The organism is Arthrobacter sp. B2I5 (genome assembly GCF_030816735.1).
Lineage (GTDB): Bacteria > Actinomycetota > Actinomycetes > Actinomycetales > Micrococcaceae > Arthrobacter.
In genome coordinates, this window is the sequence record NZ_JAUSYF010000001.1 from 2,539,370 (window position 1) to 2,561,013 (window position 21,644).

Consider the following 21,644-nt stretch of genomic DNA (forward strand, 5'->3'; position numbering starts at 1 on the left):
ACCATCCGGGATCCCACTTGCGTACATGCAACTTCAGATTGGCGCGCCACACCGGTTAACGCCGCCACGCCTCCGGCAAATGCCATGGCGCCAACTAGCAGAGCGAGGAAAGCAGCGGCCGATACGAGCTTCACTAATGCCCGGCGCCGAATGAGGACTGCGACGGCTTCGAGTCCAGCCACTAGTAGACGATCCTCTCTGCTGTCGCGTAAAAGGCGACCATGGCGCAGCGTCCAGTTGGAGCGGTGGTGGCAGGAGGACAGTTGACCATCACCGTGACGGGTGCCGCATAGGCACCTCTGCCGGTACTAGACTCCTCCACAACTTGCACCGTCACCGTGCATACGTGAAGGCCCTCCCACGGAGCCGGATACTCCTGGACTTTGGCCAACTCGAGATCGCAACGCAGGGACTCAGCGGTGCTGCTTCGGCGAGCGGACTGATCTGTTAGGGCGGTGAACGTCCCCGCTGTCACGCCGGTCCCTTCAAACTCTCGAACCAGCACAGATAAGGGATTCGATCCATCAGGCAGCAACTCCCACCAGGACCGCACTTTGGCATACACATCCGAGTACGACGACGAACGGCTGTCCCAGCTATAGACTCCTTTTGCTACCGCGACAGCGAGCGCCCGGTAATCGCGGGTACGAGGCAAACCATCCGACGCTGCTTCCGCCGTAACGACCGGCTCGTCAGGAACACCGGACTTACCGCCTGGTGCAGTGGCAGAGCCTGCTGGCTTCGCCGTTGAAGGCGCGGCAGCGGACGTGGTCGGCTGGACCGATCCGCTGGGGCTATCGGCAGGCCAAAATAGAAAGACTGCACTAATCATGAGCAGGGCAACCAGCCCTGCCGCCAGCCGCTCCCGGCGGCCAACTCTACGGAACCAATTCATCGCCCAAACCGATATCCGAAACTCAAGACCTACGGAGCCGGTCTGTTCACTTCGTGCTGAAGCACGCGCCACGCTGCCTGGTACAACTGCCGGGCAAATCCGATATTCACCGCGATGTACCTCTCAGTGACGCCGAGCTCACAGGCCAGAGCAGCCATCTGAACGGACCTATCCAGTCCTCGCAGACCCGGACGGACTATGGTTTCCGCGACGCTCCTGAGGACGTTTGTGGGAAGGCAGTTGGCAGCGCACCGGCAGAGATCGTCGACGCCCAATCCGGGTTCGGGGTGGCAGTTCAATGCCGTGTTGATCGTTTTGGCCGTCTGCCGAACGACGGTTACGGCATGCCACCGACGCCGGTCCTTGGGAGACGGAGGTCCGTAATGCCTCGGCCCCGTGAGGCTGGATACGGCAAGCCTCCAGATTTCCTCACTGACGCTGCGCTGGACCAGGCCCAGCATGGCGTGTGCCCAGGCCTGATCAACATAGTTCTCGACGTCGTTTCCTGACGCCCCGGCCTGGACGACAGCAAGAAGCTCCGGTGAGCTTTCCGTCGTCGTGAAGTCAACAAGCAAGGGCAACGTCTGATGGCTAAGCTCGCGCCGGATATGGGCGGCGCAGATCTTGTTGCAGACACCTTGGACCCACGCTTCAAACGGAATGCCGGGCAGCTCCCGGTAGCGTCCCCGCGCAACCCCGTCCCACACGGCGACCCGGATGTCCTGCATAACGTCGTCCACATCGCAGGACCGCCCAATTCGCGTGAGGCGGGAAACGACGTAACGGTGCACCGCATCGACCGCGACCATGATCCGGTCGATCTGGATGACGGGTTCTCCCGGCGGAGGTGCGCTTCGCAACGAGACGTCAACGTCAGCGACCGTCTCTGGCCCCTTTGTAGATTGATACGCCTTGGCTTCAATTTCCATGGCTTCACCGCTTTGACTGTTCAGATCGAGTAGTTCGCAGAGTCGCCCAAACGGCCACCCCAGTTAGTGGATGCGGAGATCCAACAACGATCAGAAGAAGCTACAGGAATTATTGTCGAAGATAATTAAAGTATCGTCAAGAGTGCTGTTCTTACTTTTTGCGATGCCTTCGGGAAGAATGGCCGTATGCCGAGAATTACGCAGCCCCACGACGCCGCCTGGTCGGCCGACGTCGAGGCTGCCGTCGCAACCTTCGGCAATCGGGCCCGAAACGAAATCCTTCGATTCCTCACAGCCACTGGGCCTGCGACGCGCGGAGACATCGTCGCTGCTGTCAGCGCGGGCGATCCCAGCGTCGCGAAGCATCTGGCCGCGCTCGAAGAGGCAGGCGTGGTGATGGTCGACGTCGAGCCTGGACGTAGGCACGGACGGTCACCGCGGTATTCGGCGAACCCTGTCCGGATCAAGGAACTGCTCGACGCTCACCTTAAGTACTTGCTGGAAAAGTAGCGGCAGTGGGTTGGAAAGATGAGCCAGACGTTTAGTCTGCGCGCCCCGGCCCCTCATCCGCGTCCAACTGCGGACGGGCCTCGGCCCTCTCCCCTTCTGGCCGGCGGCTGATGTCCTTATTCAAGTACTCTGTGATCGCCCGAAGTGTCTCGGGCGACACGTCACCAAGGGTCCGAGCCGCGAAAGTCTTCACCCTCGCAGCGCGGAGCGATTTCACAAACTCAAGCTGGGAATCAATGCGCTCGGGAAGGCTTGCGTCGTCGCTACCTAGCAAATATGCCGGATCCACGTTGAAGATGTCGCACAGGGCGCCTAGCAGCGCGGGGTCGCTCACCAGCCTGCCTGTGCCGTCTTTCATGTAGAACCAGCGGGCTCTGGAAAGCTTGATGCCCTTCTCCGCCAGCTTCTGCTGGACTTCGCGGAACGTGACGGGTTGTCCTCGCTCTGCAACGACGACGTCAAGCAGCAGGTTGAGGCGGCGTGCAAGTTCGGCTTGGGGAGACAGTTCCGCGCCTTCGAGACCTTCATCGCCTCCAGACACGCTTCACCTCCCAGGTCAGACATGACTATCGTCAGCGAGTCACTAATTGTGCCCAGTATTGCCTTGGCCAACGCCACATGCAATAAGCGGGGCTTCGTCCTTCCATCCGTATCTGGATGAGCGTATCGTTCTGCTGTAGACCCGTCTACAGCGGGCGACAAGAGATTCCCTCGTCACCTGGTGGTCTCCATGGCGAACATCTTGATGAACCAGACGCGAAGCCGCCTCATTCGCTATTTGATCATCCATGGCCCGGCGACCTGCCGGGAGGTCGCCGCAGCCCTCACCGTATCTGCTGCCTCTGTACGCAAACACCTCAGTCTTCTGTGCGAGGCAGGCCTAGTCATCCTCGGTTCGGGAAAGTATAAAGCGCGGCCGGATATGGTCGAAAGGGAGCTTGCGGACCTTGCGGCCACGTTTCAGTCAGCGGGCAGCGACTTCAGGAACCGCGTCACGGACGACTCCCACTTCTCGGTATCAGCGTTCCACTCGAGCGAATGCCCCGGAACATCGAAGCGAACCAACTGAACGAGGTCGGGTCGTAGCTCTGCGAATCGTTCAGAGGCTGCGACCGGTGTCGATTTGTCGTCGATCCCGTGCAATATGAGGGTCGGTGTCTTGAGGTCCCCGGCGCGGGTAACCCAGTCCAGCGCGGAGAGGTCAATGGATTGCTTGAGACCGGTGACCCAGCGGCCTACATCCGAGGCCAACATACGCAGCCCAGCCCTGGCGATAGCTTCAGGCAAACCCACTTGCGCTCCCGTTAGACGTTAGAGTCTCGGCCCAATCCAGGACGGGAGCCACGAGCACCAGTCCGATGATCCGATCAGAGTGGGCTGAAAGATCTGCTGCACGCAGGGCCATCGAACCGCCCAGAGACCAACCGAACAATACGATCCGCTCGGCGCCGTGGTCCACCGCATAGTTGATGGCCGCTTCCACATCCAACCACTCATTCTGGCCCAATGAGTACCGGGAATCCTTCGACGGCGGCGCTTCGCCGTCGTTCCGGAACGACACGACCAGCGATGTGATGCCGAGTCTTCTCGCAACAGGAACACCGCGAAGGGCGCCGGCCCGTTTTCCACCCATTCCATGCGCGTGGATGGCCCATGTCGACGACACCGGACCGGCGGCGGTCGGCGTGAATTTCCATGCAGGCGCCGTGCCGCCGTCGACCTGAATCTCCACGTCTTCAAAAGGCAGGCCCAGTTGCTCTGGTTTGGAGTACGCGTACCCACTCCAGATGCCGGCGGCAGCAGCGTGCAGGTCACCGGAGTCGACTCGTTCCACGAGACGAGTCACCGCTTCCGCGTTGGTGTCCTCGGCTATTACAGCCCCTATGCAGGCGTGGCCCTTGCCGTTGCCGAACCACAAGCTGTATCGGCCTGGCGCTCTCGTTAACGGGGTCGCTGGCAGTTCGATCCTCAGGGATCCATCCTCGCCGGAGAAGACTTTCCTGATGGAAAGATCCTCCCGACGTGAAGTGCTTGGCACAACCACCCGACGCGCAAAGTAGGCAGCTCCCAAAAACGTCACTGAAGATGCGCATACGGCTGCAATGGTGAGAAAGCGCAGCGTTCTAGGAGTCTTCATCTTCGCTCCTGACATGCTTGTCAATGACGTCCGTAAGTCGCGCCAGCGTTTCGGGAGACAAGTCCTGCAGTTGCCTTGCTGCGAAATTTTTCACGCGAGCCTCCCGCATCGACCTTAGGAGGTTGATCTGGGCTTCCACTAGTTCGGGTATCTCTGTTGAGTCATCCAAAAGGTACCGGCGATCCACGCCGAAGAATGCCGCGAGGTTCTGCAGCAGATCCTGGTCCATAGCCAGGGAGCTGTCACCGCTTCGCATGTAAGCCCATCTTGACCGCGACAACGGCGTGCCATGTTGGGACATTGCTTCGCTGACTTCCTTGTAGGACAAGGGCCCTGTTCCTCGGGACTCATACAAATCCAGCAAGAGATTGATCTTGCGAGCGAGCCTGGCCTGCGGCGAGTCCGGGGGTTCCACGGCATCATCTGCCACTTGGGTTCTTCCCCCTCCCCCATCGCGCACTGCCCAATCGAGCACCCTGCGTGTCCCTATGGGAAGCGAGGTAGGTCTCTGTTCGAGTCAATGTTTGAAAATCAGCTTCATCCAGCAACTTAGCAGCAGCGGGATCCATCAGGAGAGCATCCTCGATCTCGACGAGCATCCGATGAAGCCTCCGCGTCTCTGGGTCTCCCCGTTCGATGACTCCAGCGGGCGTCGCCAGGCGTCCATCCTTGCGTGTAGCTGTCGCCTTCTCCCAAGTGGATGTGAGGTCTTCGAGTAAGCCAGCCTGGGTCATATGTTGCGTTCGCTGAACGATCCGGCGTGCTACTGGTGGCATAGCCAGTCCAGCGCACAGGAAGAACATCGCCCCAACAAAACTGGTGTCGTAGATAGCCGCCAACTGCAGCATTGTCGACTGGTCTCCGAGAAGATGGGCTAGGTCCATTCCCAAGACTGAGAACACTACGACGAGAGCCAGGAAGCAGCCAATGCCGATAAGGGTGAAGGCGACGCGAAAGTAGGAGGCGGCCATCCGCCGTCGGAATCTGAAGCACACGTATCCGGTGACGCCGACAACCGCCCCGATGTAGACGAACTGGATGGCGGAATAGAGGGCGGCAGCAGGCTGGTCCCCGTAATCCAACATGAATTTCGTTGAGGATACGGGTGCTTCGATGAGGAGGAATGCGAGGACCAGCCCCACGGAGACTAGAGCCAAGATTAGGAGGCCGCGACGGTCTCTGCGCACCGATGCATCGTTGAGCTCTGCAGCCCGGAGGATTGCCTGCGAAAGAAAGTAGATTCCCACGACCATCAAAATGTTCGCGAGAAGATCCAGGAGGTTGTGGCCGCCAAGGGCTCGATCACCCACGAGATAGATTGGATCGACATTCAAGGAGAGCGCGGTTGCAATCGCAACGGCGGCAACGAGGATGCTGTGGTCTTTCCTGGTACGCGCGCCGGGCAGCAAGCACAGAACAAGGCCCCAAATGACCGCAGCCGCGACTGCCTGGATCACCCGAAAACCTGTTCAAAAGACCTTGGCTCCATGGTGCTGTCGCGGATAGCGCCGGCAAGAAGATCTGCGAGAGTCTCAGCTGCGGCCTCCAGATCGTCGACGAAGCTGCTCCGCGCCAAAGCTCGTGACACCATCTCTCCGTCAAGATTGGGGAAGAGGCTGCCTGCATAGTCGGAGGAGATCCCCAACTCATCGTGGCGCAGGATCATATGCCCAAGTTCATGAAGGATGAACTGCTGCCTATGGAGTGCCGAGTCCGTGACGGCGTGCAGAATGATTTCCCGACTATCCGTCGACAACCAGAGACCGCAGACGGACGTGCCGTTGAGGATCGTCGTGGCCTCGATCTCGATTCGACGCCGACGTCGGGCGGCCACGATTGCGATGAGCTTCTCCAGCGATAGGTGGCTCGGTAGCCGCAGTGATAAGAAAGCCTCCGCCGCAACCTGAGCTGGCCCCTGTTCTTGCGATTTTTGCTGGCCCATACCGCCCCCTCCTTGCAGCGGACAGCAAGCGTGGCTTCCATTGATAGCTGCCACCGGTGGCGCCAAGCGCTCCACCTTCAATTGAACGCCCCCGCTCTGGACATGTCCAGAGCTGATAGGCACCAGAAGTATGGCTTATGTCTGGACGAAAAAGACAGGTCACCGCAGCAATTCATTGGTCGGGTTCTGGCCCGACAATCGTCCAAGCAATTGGTGGCACCGATAAGCAGCAGCGTGAGGACCAAATCGAACGCTGCTTACTTGTTCAGCTTTGCCGAGGCACCGCAGGAATCTCGAATCGCAGTTGCGATCGGAGTCAAACAAACCTGGGACAAGGCCATGGGGGAGGAAATATCAACTGTCGGGGAGGTTGTCTTCTTCGACGAGTTGCATGGGTTAGAACGCTTTCTGGAACGCCACCTGCACGCTGGCATCCCTGTCGGCTGAGCTCCGGGAACGTTTGGTTTGCACGGAACTTGACCGGCCAGTAACTTTGTTGAGGCGGCTGCCCATTTTCCCCCATCTGGGCGGGCCGTCAAGAGGCTCCGTGGCTACCCCCAATGCCACGGGGCCTCACCTATGCCATTGCTTAGAGGACCGTCTTGTCGACCATCTCATCAACGGGCGGATAACCACACGCACTGAATACCCTGTCGAACCAGGTACTAGCCCTGGATAGTGTCATATCCAAGGGCCAACCAGCTACGTGGCTGTCGTAACGCTCCTGGGCTATTTCGTCGATCTTCTCCCGGCGAGGTGCTATATCATCGCGTCTCTTCCAGCGGTTCGAAGTACTGATGTAGAACATGTAGTCATCGCCGGGTTTAGCGAAAAAGTCCTTCTTCGGGCCTCCCTGCCCAGTCACGAGAATCTCGTGGGCGTGCCGGTTACGCAGCCACCGAAACCCACTCACAGTCTGGCCGTACGGGTCCTGAGCTCGCGCCTCCGGGTAAATCACTGGCATCTGCTCCTTGAGCTCTTCGTCCAAGGCGAGTGCCCACCAGACACCTTCAACGGCTGCCGTCCAAGTTTTTTGTGCATCATTTTGGCTGCCGGTGCAGCGGCCATACGCCTCACCAAGAGCATGACGGGACCAATGCAAGGCCCGGAGAACGTCAGGCCCGGGCACCGACGGCTTGTATACCTTCCGCACTCCCTCCCACTCCCCGGTCCGGGATTCTGTGTAGGGAACCTTGATGGATGCACTCATTGGTCCATCATGACAGTGGTTGCGCCGGATTTCTGTGGGTAAGCGGTGGATGCACTGGAGTTCGGAAGAGATGCCCAAGCGCGGGGCCCTTGCCGTCCTGGTGCCACCGAGAGGTGGACTGAGAACGGGCTGTTAGCGGGAAGCAGGCGAGCCCGGAAAGGGGCCCCTCCGCGGCAGGGAGGCCCGGAGGGGCACCTTTTTGTCTAGGCCCTCATCAGCGCCTTTACAAGCTCAATGATGGCGGCCGCGGCCGGCGCCGCCCAGGGATGAAGAATCCTTGGCAGGGCGGACCTGCAGTGACGACATTGACAGGGCCGGTGTGGGCTGTTTCGCTTCGCCATTTGCACAGACTTCCCGCGCGGCTGAGTGCGTTCCGTGCCAGGGATGGGTAGCATTAGGCACGGAACGCACCAGCACGCGCTGATCGTTTCCTAATGGCAGGGCCCCTGAAAGTTTGCCGACTCGGGGGGCCCTGCCGCTTACGTTAAAAGGCTAACGGTCCAGTACGACGAGACCCGTATGGTCATTCCGGAAAACGGGGCCAAGCGGCCCCAATCCCTGGGGGATCCCGTCAACATTAGGGAAAGCCTGGCTGCGAACGAGGTGCCCTGTATAGGTTCAAATATTCTATATGGGCTCGCCGGACTCCATATGGAACATTCTGTGCGCCAAACGGACATTGAGAGGGCGGAGCAGCTTTCCCTATATTTCCCCCAGGGGTTTCCAGAAAATCAGCTCAAAACAATTTTTTGTGTCGGCGTGTCGCGGTACCAGCAGCGCGTGCCTTCGAAGGGATTAGCTTGTCAAGGGTGCCACCGCGCTCTCCTACTGCCACCTAAGAACTGAATCGTTTACTTGTATTTCGGGCAGCATGGAAAAACTGACAAGCAGACTCCTGCGTAGGGTCAGATCTTCTCGAAGATCAGCGTCTTGGAGGAACCGCTGGCAGTGTCTCGCGTTTCGTTGGCCAACCTGTACCTGCGGGCCTTGGCGCCGAGAACCACTGTCTCGTACTTAGGCGAGGCATCGTTGATCTTGAATGCAACGTCCTCCCCGACGAATGCTTTGTCTAAGATCTCAGGCGCGTTTGCCTCGGCTTTCTTCTTACTTTTCTCACCGGACAAGAAAAGCGCGAACCCAATGCAGCCGGCCGCGCAGAACATGAGAATGAAGACGATGACCATGAAAATTATGAACCCCATGGGGAAGCATATTCGGGCGCACCTGTCTGGCCTATAGCCCTATTAGGTCGGTAAGCGGTGGATTTCGCGGCCAGGCACTCTTCGGCTACCTGAGATTGCGTGCCGGTGGGCCGCCCAAGCCTGAGAACAGATGGATAGGAGGACCACGGCCTGGAGCTGCCAGTAGGTCTTTGAGGCGTACAGAAAGGACAAGCTGCTTCTGCCGGAACCGTTTCATCCAACGTAGGTACAACAATTCGGCCGGTCCACCCGTCAACGACGTACGGACGCCGTGATCAGTTTGCAGCTCGAAAGTATCCCTGTCATGGCATCATGCTCGGCTTGGGTGACCCAAAGGGCGTACTGAGCTTTGACGGCAACTTGGCGGGCGACGTACTCGCATCGGAAAGCACTGTTCGGCGGCAGCCACGTGGCGGCATCCTTGTCGCCTTTGGCACTATTGGTGGGGCCGTCGGCGGCCATGAGGTTCAGCGGGTCGTTGGCGAGTTCCTTGCGCTGGTCGGCACTGAGCTGCTGTGCGCCCTTCTGCCAAGCATCGCTGAGCGGAACGAGGTGGTCGATCTGCACCTCGGAGCTGGTGTCCTGGCCGCGGACGAAGTTGATGATGGTGCCGGTGTACCTATCGGCAAGGGTGCCAGCGGTGACCACGCAGTTTTTGCTGCCCGGCTTGAACGTTTCGTTGGACAGATCCCGGGCGAGAATGTCATTGCGGGTGTCGCAGCCGTTTCGGTCGACGTCAGCCCATGCCGGTCCAAACTCGTCGCGCGTGTATCCGGTCTTTGGCGCGCGACCCTTCACAGGAATGCTTTCCAATTGGACGAGGGCATCGGCAGCGTCACCCACCAACGCCGGGTCGAGCGGGGCAGGCTCATCGGCAGCGCTACCTTGAGTAGACTCAATGGCCTCAAGAGCGTTAGCTGCAGCGTCGCAACCTACTAATGACCCCGCCAGCATCAATGCGGTGACAGCGGTCAGGATTTTGGCTGGAGAACAGGTGGTCTTCATGGTCCTTTTGGATTTCGACGGTCGTTCCACGCTAGCTTCGACCAATGCCTGGCGAGCGTAACCGTGTCCGTGGTGCCTGCCACATTTCCTTTCCTCTGGGCCCACGTCGTCCGCTTCGTGTGGCGCCTCGTTGAGGCGATTGTTTGTACCCAGTTGCGACGCGTATTGGTGCCCCGCTCAATTCGCGGTGGCGAGTTTAACTTTCGAGCGGGTACCGATGAGCCGTTCCTTCGTCACGTGCCCACTCGCGGAGAGCGACGAAGCAGTGGTGGCGGGGAGGATCTCACTCAACTTTGCGATTTCCATGATGTGTTCGGAAGTGAAGATGATCTTCCCCTTTCCCCAGCATGCGTGCGGAAATCGTCCACTGGTGGCGCCGTCACGGAGCCATGACTCTGTGCAGCGCATCAGTGCGGCAGCTTCAGCAGGTTCAAAGAACTCGATCTCCACGGGATCTCCAATTAGGAAGGGTGCTTTCCCCTTCCATGGCCGCATGGAGACCAATCGACATGACGGAAGTGCGAGTCTGGAAATCAACCGGGACAGAGATCCGAAGCGCCCGATTCTTGCACTACCGCCGTCATCGAAGAAAGGCCGTTATAGAACGTTCAGTGGCGTCAGCGCCAGCCTGCAGGGCCTCCGGCATCAAGTGCCCGTACACCTGCTCTGTAGTCCTGGTCGAGGCATGCCCGAGCCGGCGCGAGATGGTGAACAAGGGCACTCCGTCCTGGATCAGCCAGGACGCGTGGGTGTGGCGGAGGTCGTGGATGCGTGGGTTTTTGGTCAGGCCGATTGCCTGGGCCGTTCGAACGGCTGGGACCCAGTAGTGGTGCCAGTACAGCTTGTGGATGATTCGCTCACCCTTGGGCGTGGTGAACACAAGTTCCTTACCAGGCCGGCTCGCCACCAGCGGTATCAGCAGCTCCACCAGGGCAGGGTTGAGTCCTATGGTTCGCTTACCGGCACCTGTCTTCGTCGCCCCGATGTAGAACTGATTCTGGCCGTCCCGCTTCCATGCCTTGTTGATCCGGGCGGTAGGCGGCTTGGACAGCAGATCAACGTCCGCCACGGTCAGCGCGGTGGCCTCTCCAAAGCGGGTACCGGTCATGACAAGGAAGTTGGTGAAAGCCTTGTACCGCTCCCCCATGCCCTCCATGATGAGGCTGAACTCGCCATGGGTCAGGAACATTGCCTCGTCCTCGGCTTTCTCAATTCCGGGAAGCTGCACGCCGCGGCAGGGGTTCCGCGTGATGTAGCCGAGCATCTCCGCGGTATTCATGGCTGCCGAAATCAGGCCGTGCACGTTATGGATGGTCTTCGGCGCCTTGCCCTTGGCCATCATCGACTTCACCCAGTGTGCGATCAGACGGTAATCCAGCTTGTCCACCGGTACATGGCCGATGACGTTCCGGATATGAAGGTCCAGCATGGTCTGGTACGTCTTCGTGGTTCCGCTTGAGGGGCGGATCAACAGGTCGATGTGCTCCTGGATGACTTCGGCCACAGTAGGCGTGCGTTTCTCATTCGACAGAATGGCATGCTGGGCGATCTCGAAGGACTGGCCGTTGGCGTCAAGAAGCCTCTTCAGGGTTTCAGCTTCGACGACCGTGGCAACTGTCAGTCCCTGCTGCTCGCGGCTCTTCGGGTCCCGCCACAAGACCATGTAGGACGACGAGCCGTCCTTTTTGGTGCGTTTCCGAATGCTTGCCACACCAAAAACGGTACGCCGCTGTCAACACTTTAGGCGGTTTTGTCAACACTCAAAGAGGAAACAGGCCCTTGACCTGCGAAAACACTGTGCCCGAGGTGGGACTCGAACCCACACACCTTTCGATACCGCATTTTGAGTGCGGCGCGTCTGCCAATTCCGCCACTCGGGCGCGGAATACGTGAAGCCGAAGTACGCCCACAGCTGACTGTGAGCAACGCGATCGCTTCACGTACGCGGAATTACTCTACATGCAGATAGGCTGAATTCCAGAATCGCGCCGCCGTCGCCGCAAACAAACCCTGCAAGCCAAGTACAGCCGCGGTGGCACCTAAGATAGTGATGTCCCGCCGTACCTTTTCAAGGAGATCCCGTGACTGAACAGACGGAGTCCAAGCCCACGTCCCAGCCGGCGCGCCGCGTCATTGTGGCAGAGGATGAAACCCTCATCCGCCTCGACATCATCGAGATCCTGCGCGGCGAAGGCTATGACGTTGTGGGCGAGGCGGACAACGGCGAGAAGGCCGTCCAGCTCGCCGAGGAACTCAAGCCGGACCTGGTCCTCATGGACGTCAAGATGCCCGTCATGGACGGCATCTCCGCGGCCGAGAAGATCGTCAAGGCCCGCATCGCTCCCGTGGTGCTGCTGACCGCCTTCAGCCAGAAGGAACTGGTGGAGCGCGCCCGCGACGCCGGTGCAATGGCCTACGTGGTGAAGCCGTTCACCCCCGCAGACCTCATCCCGGCGCTGGAGATCGCACTCTCCCGCCACGAGGAAATCAAGGCCCTCGAGAGCGAGGTGTCCGACCTTCAGGAACAGTTCGCCACCCGCAAGCTCGTCGAACGCGCCAAGAGCCTGCTGACCACCAAGATGGGCCTGACCGAACCCGAGGCGTTCCGCTGGATCCAGAAGACCTCCATGGACCGCCGCCTCAGCATGCGCGAGGTCGCCGAAACCATCATCAACCAGGTCAACTAAGCCACAGCTCAACAAAGAAAGGGAGGATCCCCACCAACCGGTGGGGATCCTCCCTTTCTTGTTCTGAAGGCTAGTCCTGAACCTTCTTCTTCTTTTCCGGCCAGGGGCCGAGCTTTTCCTTGTTGCTGTTGACGTCGCCGGCGCGGGTGGAGTCGGCAAGGTCGCCCACCTTGTGCACCTTCAGTGAGTTGGTGGAACCGGCCTTTCCGGGAGGCGAACCGGCGGCGATGACCACCAGGTCACCATCCTGCACCAGGCCCATTTCCTCCAGGCTGCGGTCCACCTGCGCGGTCATGGCGTCAGTGTGGTCCACCATCTGCACCAGTACAGGCTGGATTCCCCAGGTCAGTGCCATCTGGTTCCACACCTGCTCCACCGGGGTGAAGGCGAAGACCGGCTTGATGGGACGCAGGCGGGAAAGCCGGCGGGCGGAGTCACCGGACTGGGTGAACGCACAGATGTACTTGGCGTCCAGCTGGTCGGCGATTTCGACGGCGGCACGTGTGATGGCGCCGCCACGGGTCTTGGGCTTCGTGCCCAGCGGGGGGACGCGCTCCAGGCCGTGGACCTCTGTGGATTCGATGATCCGGGCCATGGTCTTGACCGTCTCGATCGGGTACTTGCCCACGCTGGTCTCGCCGGAGAGCATGACCGCGTCCGCACCGTCCAGGACGGCGTTGGCGCAGTCGGATGCCTCTGCACGGGTGGGGCGCGGGTTGTCGATCATGGACTCGAGGACCTGCGTGGCCACGATGACCGGCTTGGCCCAGCGGCGGGCCAGTTCAATGGCGCGCTTCTGGACGATCGGCACTTCCTCCAGCGGAAGCTCCACACCAAGGTCGCCACGGGCCACCATGATGGCGTCGAACGCATCGATGATCTCGGGCAGCTGCTCAACGGCCTGCGGCTTTTCGATCTTGGCGATGACCGGCACGCGGCGGCCTTCCTCGTCCATGATCTCGTGCACACGGGCGATGTCGGAAGCATCGCGGACAAAGGACAGTGCCACCAGGTCAACACCGCGGCGCATGGCCCAGCGGAGGTCGTCCTCGTCTTTTTCGCTCAGCGCGGGAACGTTGACGGCCACGCCGGGAAGGTTGATGCCCTTGTTGTTGGACACCATGCCGCCGACGGTAACTTCGGCCACTACCTTGACGTCGTCGACCTCGATGGCGCGCAGTGCCACCTTGCCGTCGTCGATCAGCAGGGCATCGCCCACCTTGACGTCCTCGGTGAGGCTCTTCAGGGTGGTGGAGCAGATTTCCTGGGTACCGGGAACGTCCTCGGTGGTGATGGTGAAGATGTCACCCACGGCCAGCGCGTGCGGACCATCCACGAAGCGGCCCAGGCGGATCTTGGGGCCCTGCAGGTCGGCCATGATGGCAACGGCCTTGCCAAGGTCGGCTGCTGCCTTGCGGACGTTCTCATAGGTGTTGTCATGCACGGTGTAGTCGCCGTGGCTCATGTTCATGCGGGCCACGTCAACACCGGCCTCCAGCACAGCCAGGGTGTTCTCGTAGCTGGCAATTGCCGGGCCAAACGTAGCCACAATTTTTGCGCGTCTCATATACCTACCCTATTGGTCTCTTGCATTGGTTAAGTTGTCGGCGAGGTGAACCCTCGATGCACCCCTAGAGGACGGCGATGGCCCGGTCCGTCGGCGCTACGGGAGCGGGAAGGATGGTGCTTCCCATCAGGTACTTGTCCACGGCGGCAGCGGCGGCGCGGCCTTCGGCGATGGCCCACACGATCAGGGACTGCCCGCGGCCGGCGTCGCCTGCCACGAAGACGCCTTCGGTGTTGGTCATGTAGTAGCCGTCGCGGGCCACGTTTCCGCGGCCGTCGAACTCCGCGTTTACCTGCTCGGTGATGCCGGCAGGTTCAGCGCCGGTAAAGCCGAGGGACAGGAACACCAGGTCGGCGGGGATGATCCGCTCGGTGCCGGCCTTCGGGAGGCGCTTGCCATCGACGAATTCGGTCTCGGCGACCTTGACGCCGGTCAGCTTGCCGTTCTCGCCGACGAACTCGACCGTGGAGGCGAGGTAGGTGCGTTCGCCGCCTTCCTCATGTGCGCTGGCCATCTCGAACAGGGTGGGGAACGTGGGCCACGGCTGGTGGCCGGCGCGCTCCGACGGCGGCTGCTTGCCGATCGCCAGGGTGGTCACCGAGGCGGCGCCGTGCCGGTGGGCGGTGCCCAGGCAGTCGGCACCGGTATCGCCACCGCCCAGGATCACCACGTGCTTGCCGTGGGCGTTGATCTGGTTCTCGATGGTCTCCCCCGCAACCGCGCGGTTGGCCGGCACCAGGTAGTCCATGGCGAAGTGGACGCCGTCCAGGTCGCGGCCCGGGATGGGCAGGTCCCGCGGAACGGTGGCACCCGTACAGACCACGACGGCGTCGTAGCGCCTGCGCAGCTGCTCCCAGGTGACGTCGGTGCCCACGGAGACGCCGGTCCGGAAGCGGGTGCCTTCGGCCTTCATCTGCTCGACGCGGCGGTCCACCTGCTCCTTTTCCATCTTGAAGTCGGGGATGCCGTAGCGCAGCAGGCCGCCGATCTTGTCGTCCCGCTCGTAGACGGCAACGGTGTGGCCCACGCGGGTGAGCTGCTGGGCGACGGCCAGGCCGGCAGGGCCGGAGCCGACGACGGCAACGGTCTTCCCGGTCAGGCGTGCAGGCGGCAGCGGGCTGACCCAGCCGTTGTCCCACGCCTCGTCGATGATCGAGACTTCCACCTGCTTGATGGTGACCGCGGGCTGGTTGATGCCCAGCACGCAGGACGCCTCGCAGGGTGCCGGGCAGAGCCGGCCGGTGAACTCGGGGAAGTTGTTCGTGGCGTGCAGGCGCTCGATCGCTTCCTCCCCCTTGTCCCGCCACATGAGGTCGTTCCACTCGGGAATGAGGTTGCCCAGCGGGCAGCCCTGGTGGCAGAAAGGAATGCCGCAGTCCATGCAGCGTCCGGCCTGCGCTTTCAGCGTGCCCTTTTCCTGCGCCTCATAAACCTCTTTCCAGTCCATGATGCGGACGGGAACGGGACGGCGTGGCTGGGTTTCACGCTGGCGTACTTTCAGAAATCCGCGTGGATCAGCCACCGGTCACCTCCAGGATTCGAGACCATACTTCTTCGCCGTCGGGGTCAAGGCCCTCTTCGATGGCGTCGAGACGGGTTTGCAGCACGGCCGCGTAGTCGCGCGGCAGCACCTTGGTAATGCGGGCGGCGGTGTCATCGAAGTTCTCGAGGAGGCGCGCCGCCAGCTGGGAGTCAGTTTCTTCAACGTGCTTGACCAGCAGGCCGTGCACGATGTCGCGGTCCTCGGCGTCCAGCTCGCGGAGCTGGAGTTCACCGGACTGCAGGGCGTCCTTGTTGACCTTGGCAGTGTCCAGGTCCAGGACGTAGGCAGTGCCGCCGGACATGCCGGCACCGAAGTTGCGGCCTGTGCGGCCGATGATCAGCGTCTGGCCGCCGGTCATGTACTCGCAGCCATGGTCGCCGATGCCTTCGACGACGGCGGTGGCACCGGAGTTGCGGACCAGGAAGCGTTCGCCCACCTGGCCGCGCAGGAACAGCTCGCCGCTGGTGGCGCCGTAGCCGATCACGTTGCCGGCGATGACGTTGGTCTCCGCCTTGAAGACGTTGGTCCGGTCCGGGCGGACGATGATCCGGCCGCCGGAAAGGCCCTTGCCCACGTAGTCGTTCGAGTCGCCGTAGAGCCGCAGGGTGATGCCTGCCGGCAGGAAGGCGCCCAGGGACTGCCCAGCGGTGCCGCTCAGGGTGACATCGATCGTGTCGGTGGCCAGGACGTCCGTGCCGAACGTCTTGGTGACCACGTGGCCCAGCATGGTGCCCACGGAACGGTCCGTGTTGATGACGTCCACCGCGATCTTCACGGGGCTGCGGTCGGTCAGCGCCTCAGTGGCCATGGTGATCAGGCGCTGGTCGAAGTGCTTGTCCAGCTCGTGGTTCTGGCCGGTCATGTTGCGCAGCGGCGCGTCGTCGTCGAACTCCAGGCCGTGCAGGATCGGGTCCAGGTCCAGGCCGTCGGCCTTCCAGTGGTTGATCGCTTCGCGGGTATCCAGGACCTCGGCGTGACCGATGGCCTCCTCGAGGCTGCGGAAGCCAAGCTCGGCCAGGATCTCCCGGACTTCCTCGGCGAGGAACTCGAAGAAGTTGACCACGAACTCCGGCTTGCCGCTGAAGCGTGCCCGCAGTTCAGGGTTCTGCGTGGCCACGCCCACCGGGCAGGTGTCCAGGTGGCAGACGCGCATCATGATGCAGCCTTCCACCACCAGCGGAGCGGTGGCGAAACCAAACTCTTCGCCGCCCAGCAGCGCGGCGATCACCACGTCGCGGCCGGTCTTGAGCTGGCCGTCCACCTGCACCACCACGCGGTCGCGCAGGCCGTTGAGCATCAGCGTCTGCTGCGTCTCGGCGAGGCCGAGCTCCCACGGGACACCGGCGTGCTTGAGCGAGTTCAGCGGCGAGGCGCCGGTTCCGCCGTCGTGCCCGGAAACGAGCACGACGTCGGCCTTGGCCTTGGTCACGCCCGATGCCACGGTGCCGATCCCCACCTCGGAGACGAGCTTGACGTGCACCCTCGCCGAGGGGTTGGCGCGCTTGGCATCGTAGATGAGCTGCGCCAGGTCCTCGATCGAGTAGATGTCGTGGTGCGGGGGCGGAGAGATGAGTCCGACGCCCGGGGTCGAGTGCCGCGTCCGGGCCACCCACGGGTAGACCTTCTGCGCCATCAGCTGGCCGCCTTCGCCGGGCTTGGCACCCTGGGCCATCTTGATCTGGATGTCGTCCGCGTTGGTGAGGTAGAGGCTGGTGACGCCGAAACGGCCGGATGCGATCTGCTTGACGGCCGAGCGGCGCTTGGGGTCGAGGAGGCGGTCGACGTCCTCGCCGCCTTCACCGGTGTTGGACTTGCCGCCCAGCTGGTTCATGGCGATGGCCAGCGTTTCGTGCGCCTCCTGCGAGATGGAGCCGTAGCTCATCGCGCCGGTGGAGAACCGCTTGACGATGCTGGAGACAGGCTCCACTTCCTCAAGGGGAACAGACGGACGGTCGTTCTTGAACTTGAGCAGGCCGCGGAGGGTCATCAGGTTCGTCGACTGGTCGTCCACTCCCCTGGTGTAGGCCTTGAAGATGTCGTAGCGGCGTTCACGCGTGGCGTGCTGCAGCCGGAAGACGGTCTCCGGGTTGAACAGGTGCGGTTCGCCGTCGCGGCGCCACTGGTACTCGCCGCCGCCCAGCAGGGGGCGGTGCGGCTGCTCGATGCCGCCCTCGGGGTAGGCCATCTGGTGCCGGGCCGAAACCTCGGCCGCGATCACGTCCAGGCCCACGCCGCCCAGCTGGGAGTGCGTGCCGGCGAAGAATTCGTCCACCAGGTCCTGGCCCAGGCCAAGTGCCTCGAACGTCTGCGCGCCGGTGTAGGACGCCACGGTGGAGATGCCCATCTTGGACATGATCTTCAGGACGCCCTTGCCAAGGCCCTTGATCAGGTTGTAGACGCCGTCCTGCGGGGTGACGCCGGTGACGTCGCCGGCAGCGATGAGCTGCTCCACCGATTCCATGGCCAGGTACGGGTTGACGGCGGAGGCGCCGTAGCCGATGAGGACGGCCACGTGGTGGGTCTCGCGGACGTCGCCGGCTTCGACCACCAGGGCGGTCTTGGTGCGGTTGGCGCTGCGAAGCAGGTGGTGGTGCACGGCGCTGACCAGCAGGAGGGACGGGATGGGCGCCCACTGGGCGTTGGAGTCGCGGTCGGACAGCACGATGTACTGCACGCCCCGGTTGATGGCGCCGGAAACCTGCTCGCAGATCTCCGTGAGCCGGGCACGGAGCGCGTTTTCGCCGCCTTCGGGGCGGTAGAGGCCGCGGACCTTCATGGCCACGCGGTTGCCGTCGGCGTCCTCGATGTTGGCGATCTTGGCGAGCTGGTCGTTGTTGATCACCGGGAACGGCAGCTGCACCTGGGGCTGGCGGACCTGCTTGGTGTCCAGCAGGTTGCCGTTGGGTCCGATGGCGCAGGTCAGCGATGTGACGAGTTCTTCTCGGATGGCGTCCAGCGGCGGGTTGGTGACCTGCGCGAAGGACTGCACGAAGTAGTCGAAGAGCAGCCGGGGGCGCTTGGACAGCACGGCCACCGGGGTGTCGGAGCCCATGGCGCCCAGCGGCTCGGCGCCGGTGCGGGCCATGGGGCCGAGCAGGATCTTCAGTTCCTCGGTGGTGTAGCCGAAGGTGCGCTGGCGGATGTTCACGGACGCGGCGGTGTGGACCACGTGCTCGCGCTCGGGCAGCTCGTTGAGGTCGATCAGGTTGTCCTTGACCCATTCCGCCCACGGGTTGGCGGCGGCGACTTCGGCCTTGACCTCTTCGTCGTCGATGATGCGGCCGGCTTCGGTGTCCACCAGGAACATCTTGCCCGGGGACACGCGGCCCTTCTTGACCACCTTGGAGGGTTCGACGTCGATCACGCCCACCTCGGAGGCGAAGACGATCAGGCCGTCCTCGGTGATCCAGAAGCGGCCGGGGCGCAGGCCGTTGCGGTCCAGGGTGGCGCCCACCAGGTTGCCGTCGGTGAAGGAGACGGCGGCGGGGCCGTCCCACGGTTCCATCAGGAGGGAGTGGTACTCATAGAACGCGCGCCGGGCCGGATCCATGGTGGCGTGGTTTTCCCAGGCCTCCGGGATCATCATCATGATCGAGTGCGTGATGGGGCGGCCGGAGAGCCACAGCAGCTCGGCTACCTCATCGAAGGACGCGGAGTCCGAGGCACCCGGGGTGCAGATGGGGTACAGCTCTTCCGGGGAGTCGCCCAGCAGCGGGTTGGCCAGCTGGGACTGGCGGGCCCGCATCCAGTTCCGGTTGCCCTTGACGGTGTTGATTTCACCGTTGTGCGCGATGGTCCGGAACGGCTGCGCGAGCGGCCAGGACGGGAAGGTGTTGGTGGAGAAGCGCGAGTGGACGATCGCGAGCTTGGTCTTGAACCGCTTGTCGGAAAGGTCCGGGTAGAACGGCTCCAGCTGCGCGGTAGTAAGCATGCCCTTGTAGACGATGGTGCGCGAGGACAGCGACGGGAAGTACACGCCGAACTTGTTCTGCGCACGCTTGCGGATACGCCAGGCGCGGGAGTCCAGCTCGTTGCGGTCCAGTTCCTCGCCGGTGGCCGATGCCAGGAAGGGCTGGGAGAAGTAGGGCATGCAGGCGCGGGCCATGGCACCGACGAGGTCGGCGACCACCGGCACTTCGCGCCAGCCGAGGACCTTCAGGCCCTCATCGGCGGCCAGGCCCTCGATGCCTGCCTTGGCGGCGTCGGCCTCGCGCTGCTCAGCAGGCAGGAAGGCGGTACCGGCAACGTACTGGCCGGGTGCGGGCAGCTCGAACTCGGTGACTGCGCGGAAGAACTCGTCCGGGATCTGCATGAGCAGGCCCGCGCCGTCGCCCGTACCCTCATCGGCACCCACGGCACCGCGGTGCTCCAGGTTACGCAGGGCGGTCAGGGCGGCGTCGACGATGTCGTACCCGGGTTCGCCGCGCAGGGTGGCGATAATCGCCAGTCCGCAAGCGTCCTTCTCCTGTTCCGGGTTGTAGAGCCCGGCGGCCTCCGGCATGGCTGCGAAGCGCTTGAACGGCGACATTGCAGTCTCAGGCTGGTCCGGTTCGGACCAGCTGGGAGTGTGAAGAGTTTGGGTCATGGGAGACGTCCTTCCTCCTGATCGTGCGTATGGAAGGGACACCGTTGGCCCCACTCGTCGGCGCCGCTGCGGTGGGCACAACAAAGTGTTGATTACTGGAAATTGTAGGTCAGCGCAGCCTGCTGAACTAACGGTTACGCAGGCCCCTGCCCGGGACATCATCAAGCGGCAAATACATGCCGGCCGGACGGTGCCCCATGCCACGACATTGTGGTTTTCGGGCGCATCGAGCGGTGGCTCTGCTGCCCTGCCTGGCCGGCGCCCTACTTACTGGTGCCGGCTTCCGGTGCGGGTCCTGTGGCTGTGCTGCCGGAATGTCCGGCAGCCGTTGCATCCGGTCCGGGCTTGGAGCCGGCCGGTGCCGCCGCGGCTTCTTCCGTGGGGTCGGAAGCATGCCTGGAACCGCTGTGGCTATCAGGGAGATTACCACGCGAATCACTATCTGAGACAACATTGTCCGGATCACGGACTTCATGACCGGCCGCCGCCTCCGTTCCCGGCTCCGCAGCCTTCTCCGGTTCACGGCCCGTAAGGTACACGGTGTCCGGATCCGGCCGGCCCTTGAGTCCCAGGAGGATGAAGGCGGTCAGTGCCGCCAGGAACACGAAGATGCTGGTCCACACGTTGAGCCTGGTGGTGATGCCAAGGATGCTGATCTGTTCGGCGTCGTCGATGCGCATGGCCTCGATCCAGACCCGGCCCAGCGTGTAGTACATCGCGTACAGCCAGAAGAGCCGGCTCCGGCGGAAGTTGAAGCGCCGGTCCAGGGCAAGCAGGATCACGACGCCGGCCAGGTTCCACAGCGATTCGTAGAGGAACGTGGGGTGGAACAGGGTGTCCGCGGGCATGCCCGCAGGGAAGTTGGGGTTGTCCGCGTCGACCTGGAGGCCCCACGGCAGGGTGGTGGGACCGCCGAAGAGTTCCTGATTGAAGTAGTTGCCCCACCGGCCGACCGCCTGGGCCAGGAGCAGGCCCGGCGCCGCGGCGTCGACGAATGCGCTCAGCTTCACACCACTGCGGCGGCAGCCGATCCAGGCGCCCACGGCGCCGAGGACGACTGCGCCCCAGATGCCCAGCCCGCCGCGCTGGATCTGCGGAATCAGCGAGAGGTCCCCGGTGCCGTCGAAGCCAGGGCCGAAATAGGCATCCGGTGACGAGACAACGTGGTAGAGCCGGCCCCCGATGATGCCGAAGGGAATGGCCCAGATGACAATGTCCCAGACGCTGCCTTCAGGGGCACCGCGCTTGGCCCAGCGGACGGACGTCAGCCACAGGCCCACGACGATTCCGGCGAGGATGCACAGCGCGTAGGCGTGGATCCGCAGGCTGCCCCATGGCAGCGGAATGTCGAAGCCGGACCAGTCCGGGCTGGGGATGCTGGCGGGCGCCAGGGCGGGCACCAGCGCGGCTGCCTGAAGGAGTGGCTGCATGC

General features: G+C 62.6%; 20 protein-coding genes and 1 tRNA gene. 4 read left to right on the top strand and 17 right to left on the bottom strand.

Annotated elements, in window-relative coordinates:
• Positions 1-924: 924 nt before the first annotated feature.
• Complete coding sequence (locus QFZ60_RS11950; RefSeq protein WP_307090696.1) at positions 925-1,824, bottom strand: hypothetical protein; 900 nt, start codon at positions 1,822-1,824, stop codon at positions 925-927.
• A gap of 186 nt (positions 1,825-2,010) precedes the next feature.
• Between QFZ60_RS11950 and QFZ60_RS11955 the strand changes: the two genes are divergently transcribed.
• Positions 2,011-2,334, top strand: a complete 324-nt coding sequence (locus tag QFZ60_RS11955) for a helix-turn-helix transcriptional regulator (protein WP_157238423.1) — start codon at positions 2,011-2,013, stop codon at positions 2,332-2,334.
• A gap of 31 nt (positions 2,335-2,365) precedes the next feature.
• Here QFZ60_RS11955 and QFZ60_RS11960 read toward each other — a convergent pair whose 3' ends face one another.
• Positions 2,366-2,875, bottom strand: coding sequence for a hypothetical protein (locus QFZ60_RS11960; RefSeq protein ID WP_307090697.1), 510 nt, complete (start codon positions 2,873-2,875; stop codon positions 2,366-2,368).
• A 204-nt stretch (positions 2,876-3,079) separates the two neighbouring features.
• Here QFZ60_RS11960 and QFZ60_RS21690 point away from each other — a divergent pair, with 204 nt between their 5' ends.
• Positions 3,080-3,403 carry a helix-turn-helix domain-containing protein gene (locus QFZ60_RS21690; protein ID WP_373427721.1) on the top strand — a complete coding sequence of 108 codons (324 nt, stop codon included), beginning with the start codon at positions 3,080-3,082 and terminating at the stop codon, positions 3,401-3,403.
• Here QFZ60_RS21690 and QFZ60_RS11965 read toward each other — a convergent pair.
• From QFZ60_RS11965 to QFZ60_RS11985, 5 genes are read right to left on the bottom strand one after another with little or no spacing between them, the layout of a single operon-like run.
• Positions 3,295-3,627, bottom strand: a complete 333-nt coding sequence (locus QFZ60_RS11965; protein WP_307090698.1) for a S9 family peptidase — start codon at positions 3,625-3,627, stop codon at positions 3,295-3,297. The two genes, QFZ60_RS21690 and QFZ60_RS11965, sit on opposite strands and share 109 nt — an antisense overlap.
• Entirely contained in the window at positions 3,614-4,471 is an 858-nt protein-coding gene (locus QFZ60_RS11970) for a S9 family peptidase (RefSeq protein WP_307090699.1), read from the bottom strand. The genes QFZ60_RS11965 and QFZ60_RS11970 overlap by 14 nt, the downstream gene beginning before the upstream one ends.
• Entirely contained in the window at positions 4,458-4,901 is a 444-nt protein-coding gene (locus QFZ60_RS11975; RefSeq protein WP_307090700.1) for a hypothetical protein, read from the bottom strand. Before QFZ60_RS11975 ends, QFZ60_RS11970 begins: the two co-directional genes overlap by 14 nt.
• Positions 4,891-5,928, bottom strand: coding sequence for a hypothetical protein (locus tag QFZ60_RS11980; RefSeq protein ID WP_307090701.1), 1,038 nt, complete (start codon positions 5,926-5,928; stop codon positions 4,891-4,893). Before QFZ60_RS11980 ends, QFZ60_RS11975 begins: the two co-directional genes overlap by 11 nt.
• Positions 5,925-6,413, bottom strand: coding sequence for a hypothetical protein (locus tag QFZ60_RS11985; RefSeq protein WP_307090702.1), 489 nt, complete (start codon positions 6,411-6,413; stop codon positions 5,925-5,927). Before QFZ60_RS11985 ends, QFZ60_RS11980 begins: the two co-directional genes overlap by 4 nt.
• A gap of 102 nt (positions 6,414-6,515) precedes the next feature.
• On the opposite strand from QFZ60_RS11985, the gene QFZ60_RS11990 reads away from it, so the two are divergent.
• Positions 6,516-6,860, top strand: a complete 345-nt coding sequence (locus QFZ60_RS11990) for a hypothetical protein (RefSeq protein ID WP_307090703.1) — start codon at positions 6,516-6,518, stop codon at positions 6,858-6,860.
• Between the two features lie 142 nt (positions 6,861-7,002).
• On the opposite strand, the gene QFZ60_RS11995 is transcribed toward QFZ60_RS11990, so the two are convergent.
• From QFZ60_RS11995 to QFZ60_RS12020, 6 genes are all read right to left on the bottom strand, one after another.
• Positions 7,003-7,623: a hypothetical protein gene (locus QFZ60_RS11995; RefSeq protein WP_307090704.1), complete on the bottom strand. Its 621-nt coding sequence runs from the start codon at positions 7,621-7,623 to the stop codon at positions 7,003-7,005.
• A 905-nt stretch (positions 7,624-8,528) separates the two neighbouring features.
• Positions 8,529-8,825, bottom strand: coding sequence for a hypothetical protein (locus tag QFZ60_RS12000; RefSeq protein WP_307090705.1), 297 nt, complete (start codon positions 8,823-8,825; stop codon positions 8,529-8,531).
• Between the two features lie 252 nt (positions 8,826-9,077).
• On the bottom strand, positions 9,078-9,830 hold the full coding sequence (locus QFZ60_RS12005; protein ID WP_307090706.1) for an HNH endonuclease family protein: 753 nt from the start codon (positions 9,828-9,830) through the stop codon (positions 9,078-9,080).
• A 177-nt stretch (positions 9,831-10,007) separates the two neighbouring features.
• On the bottom strand, positions 10,008-10,280 hold the full coding sequence (locus tag QFZ60_RS12010; RefSeq protein WP_307090707.1) for a hypothetical protein: 273 nt from the start codon (positions 10,278-10,280) through the stop codon (positions 10,008-10,010).
• Between the two features lie 130 nt (positions 10,281-10,410).
• The gene (locus tag QFZ60_RS12015) at positions 10,411-11,541 is read right to left on the bottom strand and encodes a site-specific integrase (RefSeq protein ID WP_307090708.1); all 1,131 of its coding nucleotides are present in this window, start codon (positions 11,539-11,541) and stop codon (positions 10,411-10,413) included.
• 87 nt (positions 11,542-11,628) lie between these two features.
• Positions 11,629-11,710, bottom strand: a tRNA-Leu gene (locus tag QFZ60_RS12020).
• Between the two features lie 201 nt (positions 11,711-11,911).
• On the opposite strand from QFZ60_RS12020, the gene QFZ60_RS12025 reads away from it, so the two are divergent.
• The gene (locus QFZ60_RS12025) at positions 11,912-12,517 is read left to right on the top strand and encodes an ANTAR domain-containing response regulator (RefSeq protein ID WP_009358190.1); all 606 of its coding nucleotides are present in this window, start codon (positions 11,912-11,914) and stop codon (positions 12,515-12,517) included.
• Between the two features lie 70 nt (positions 12,518-12,587).
• Here the strand turns inward: QFZ60_RS12025 and pyk are convergent, their stop codons facing one another.
• The 4 genes from pyk to lgt form a co-directional block, all read right to left on the bottom strand.
• Positions 12,588-14,084 carry a pyruvate kinase gene (gene pyk, locus QFZ60_RS12030; protein ID WP_307090709.1) on the bottom strand — a complete coding sequence of 499 codons (1,497 nt, stop codon included), beginning with the start codon at positions 14,082-14,084 and terminating at the stop codon, positions 12,588-12,590.
• A gap of 64 nt (positions 14,085-14,148) precedes the next feature.
• Positions 14,149-15,606: a glutamate synthase subunit beta gene (locus QFZ60_RS12035; RefSeq protein WP_307090710.1), complete on the bottom strand. Its 1,458-nt coding sequence runs from the start codon at positions 15,604-15,606 to the stop codon at positions 14,149-14,151.
• Positions 15,599-20,212, bottom strand: coding sequence for a glutamate synthase large subunit (gene gltB, locus QFZ60_RS12040; RefSeq protein ID WP_307090711.1), 4,614 nt, complete (start codon positions 20,210-20,212; stop codon positions 15,599-15,601). The genes QFZ60_RS12035 and gltB overlap by 8 nt, the downstream gene beginning before the upstream one ends.
• A gap of 263 nt (positions 20,213-20,475) precedes the next feature.
• Complete coding sequence (gene lgt, locus QFZ60_RS12045; protein WP_307090712.1) at positions 20,476-21,642, bottom strand: prolipoprotein diacylglyceryl transferase; 1,167 nt, start codon at positions 21,640-21,642, stop codon at positions 20,476-20,478.
• Between the last annotated feature and the right edge of the window lie 2 nt (positions 21,643-21,644).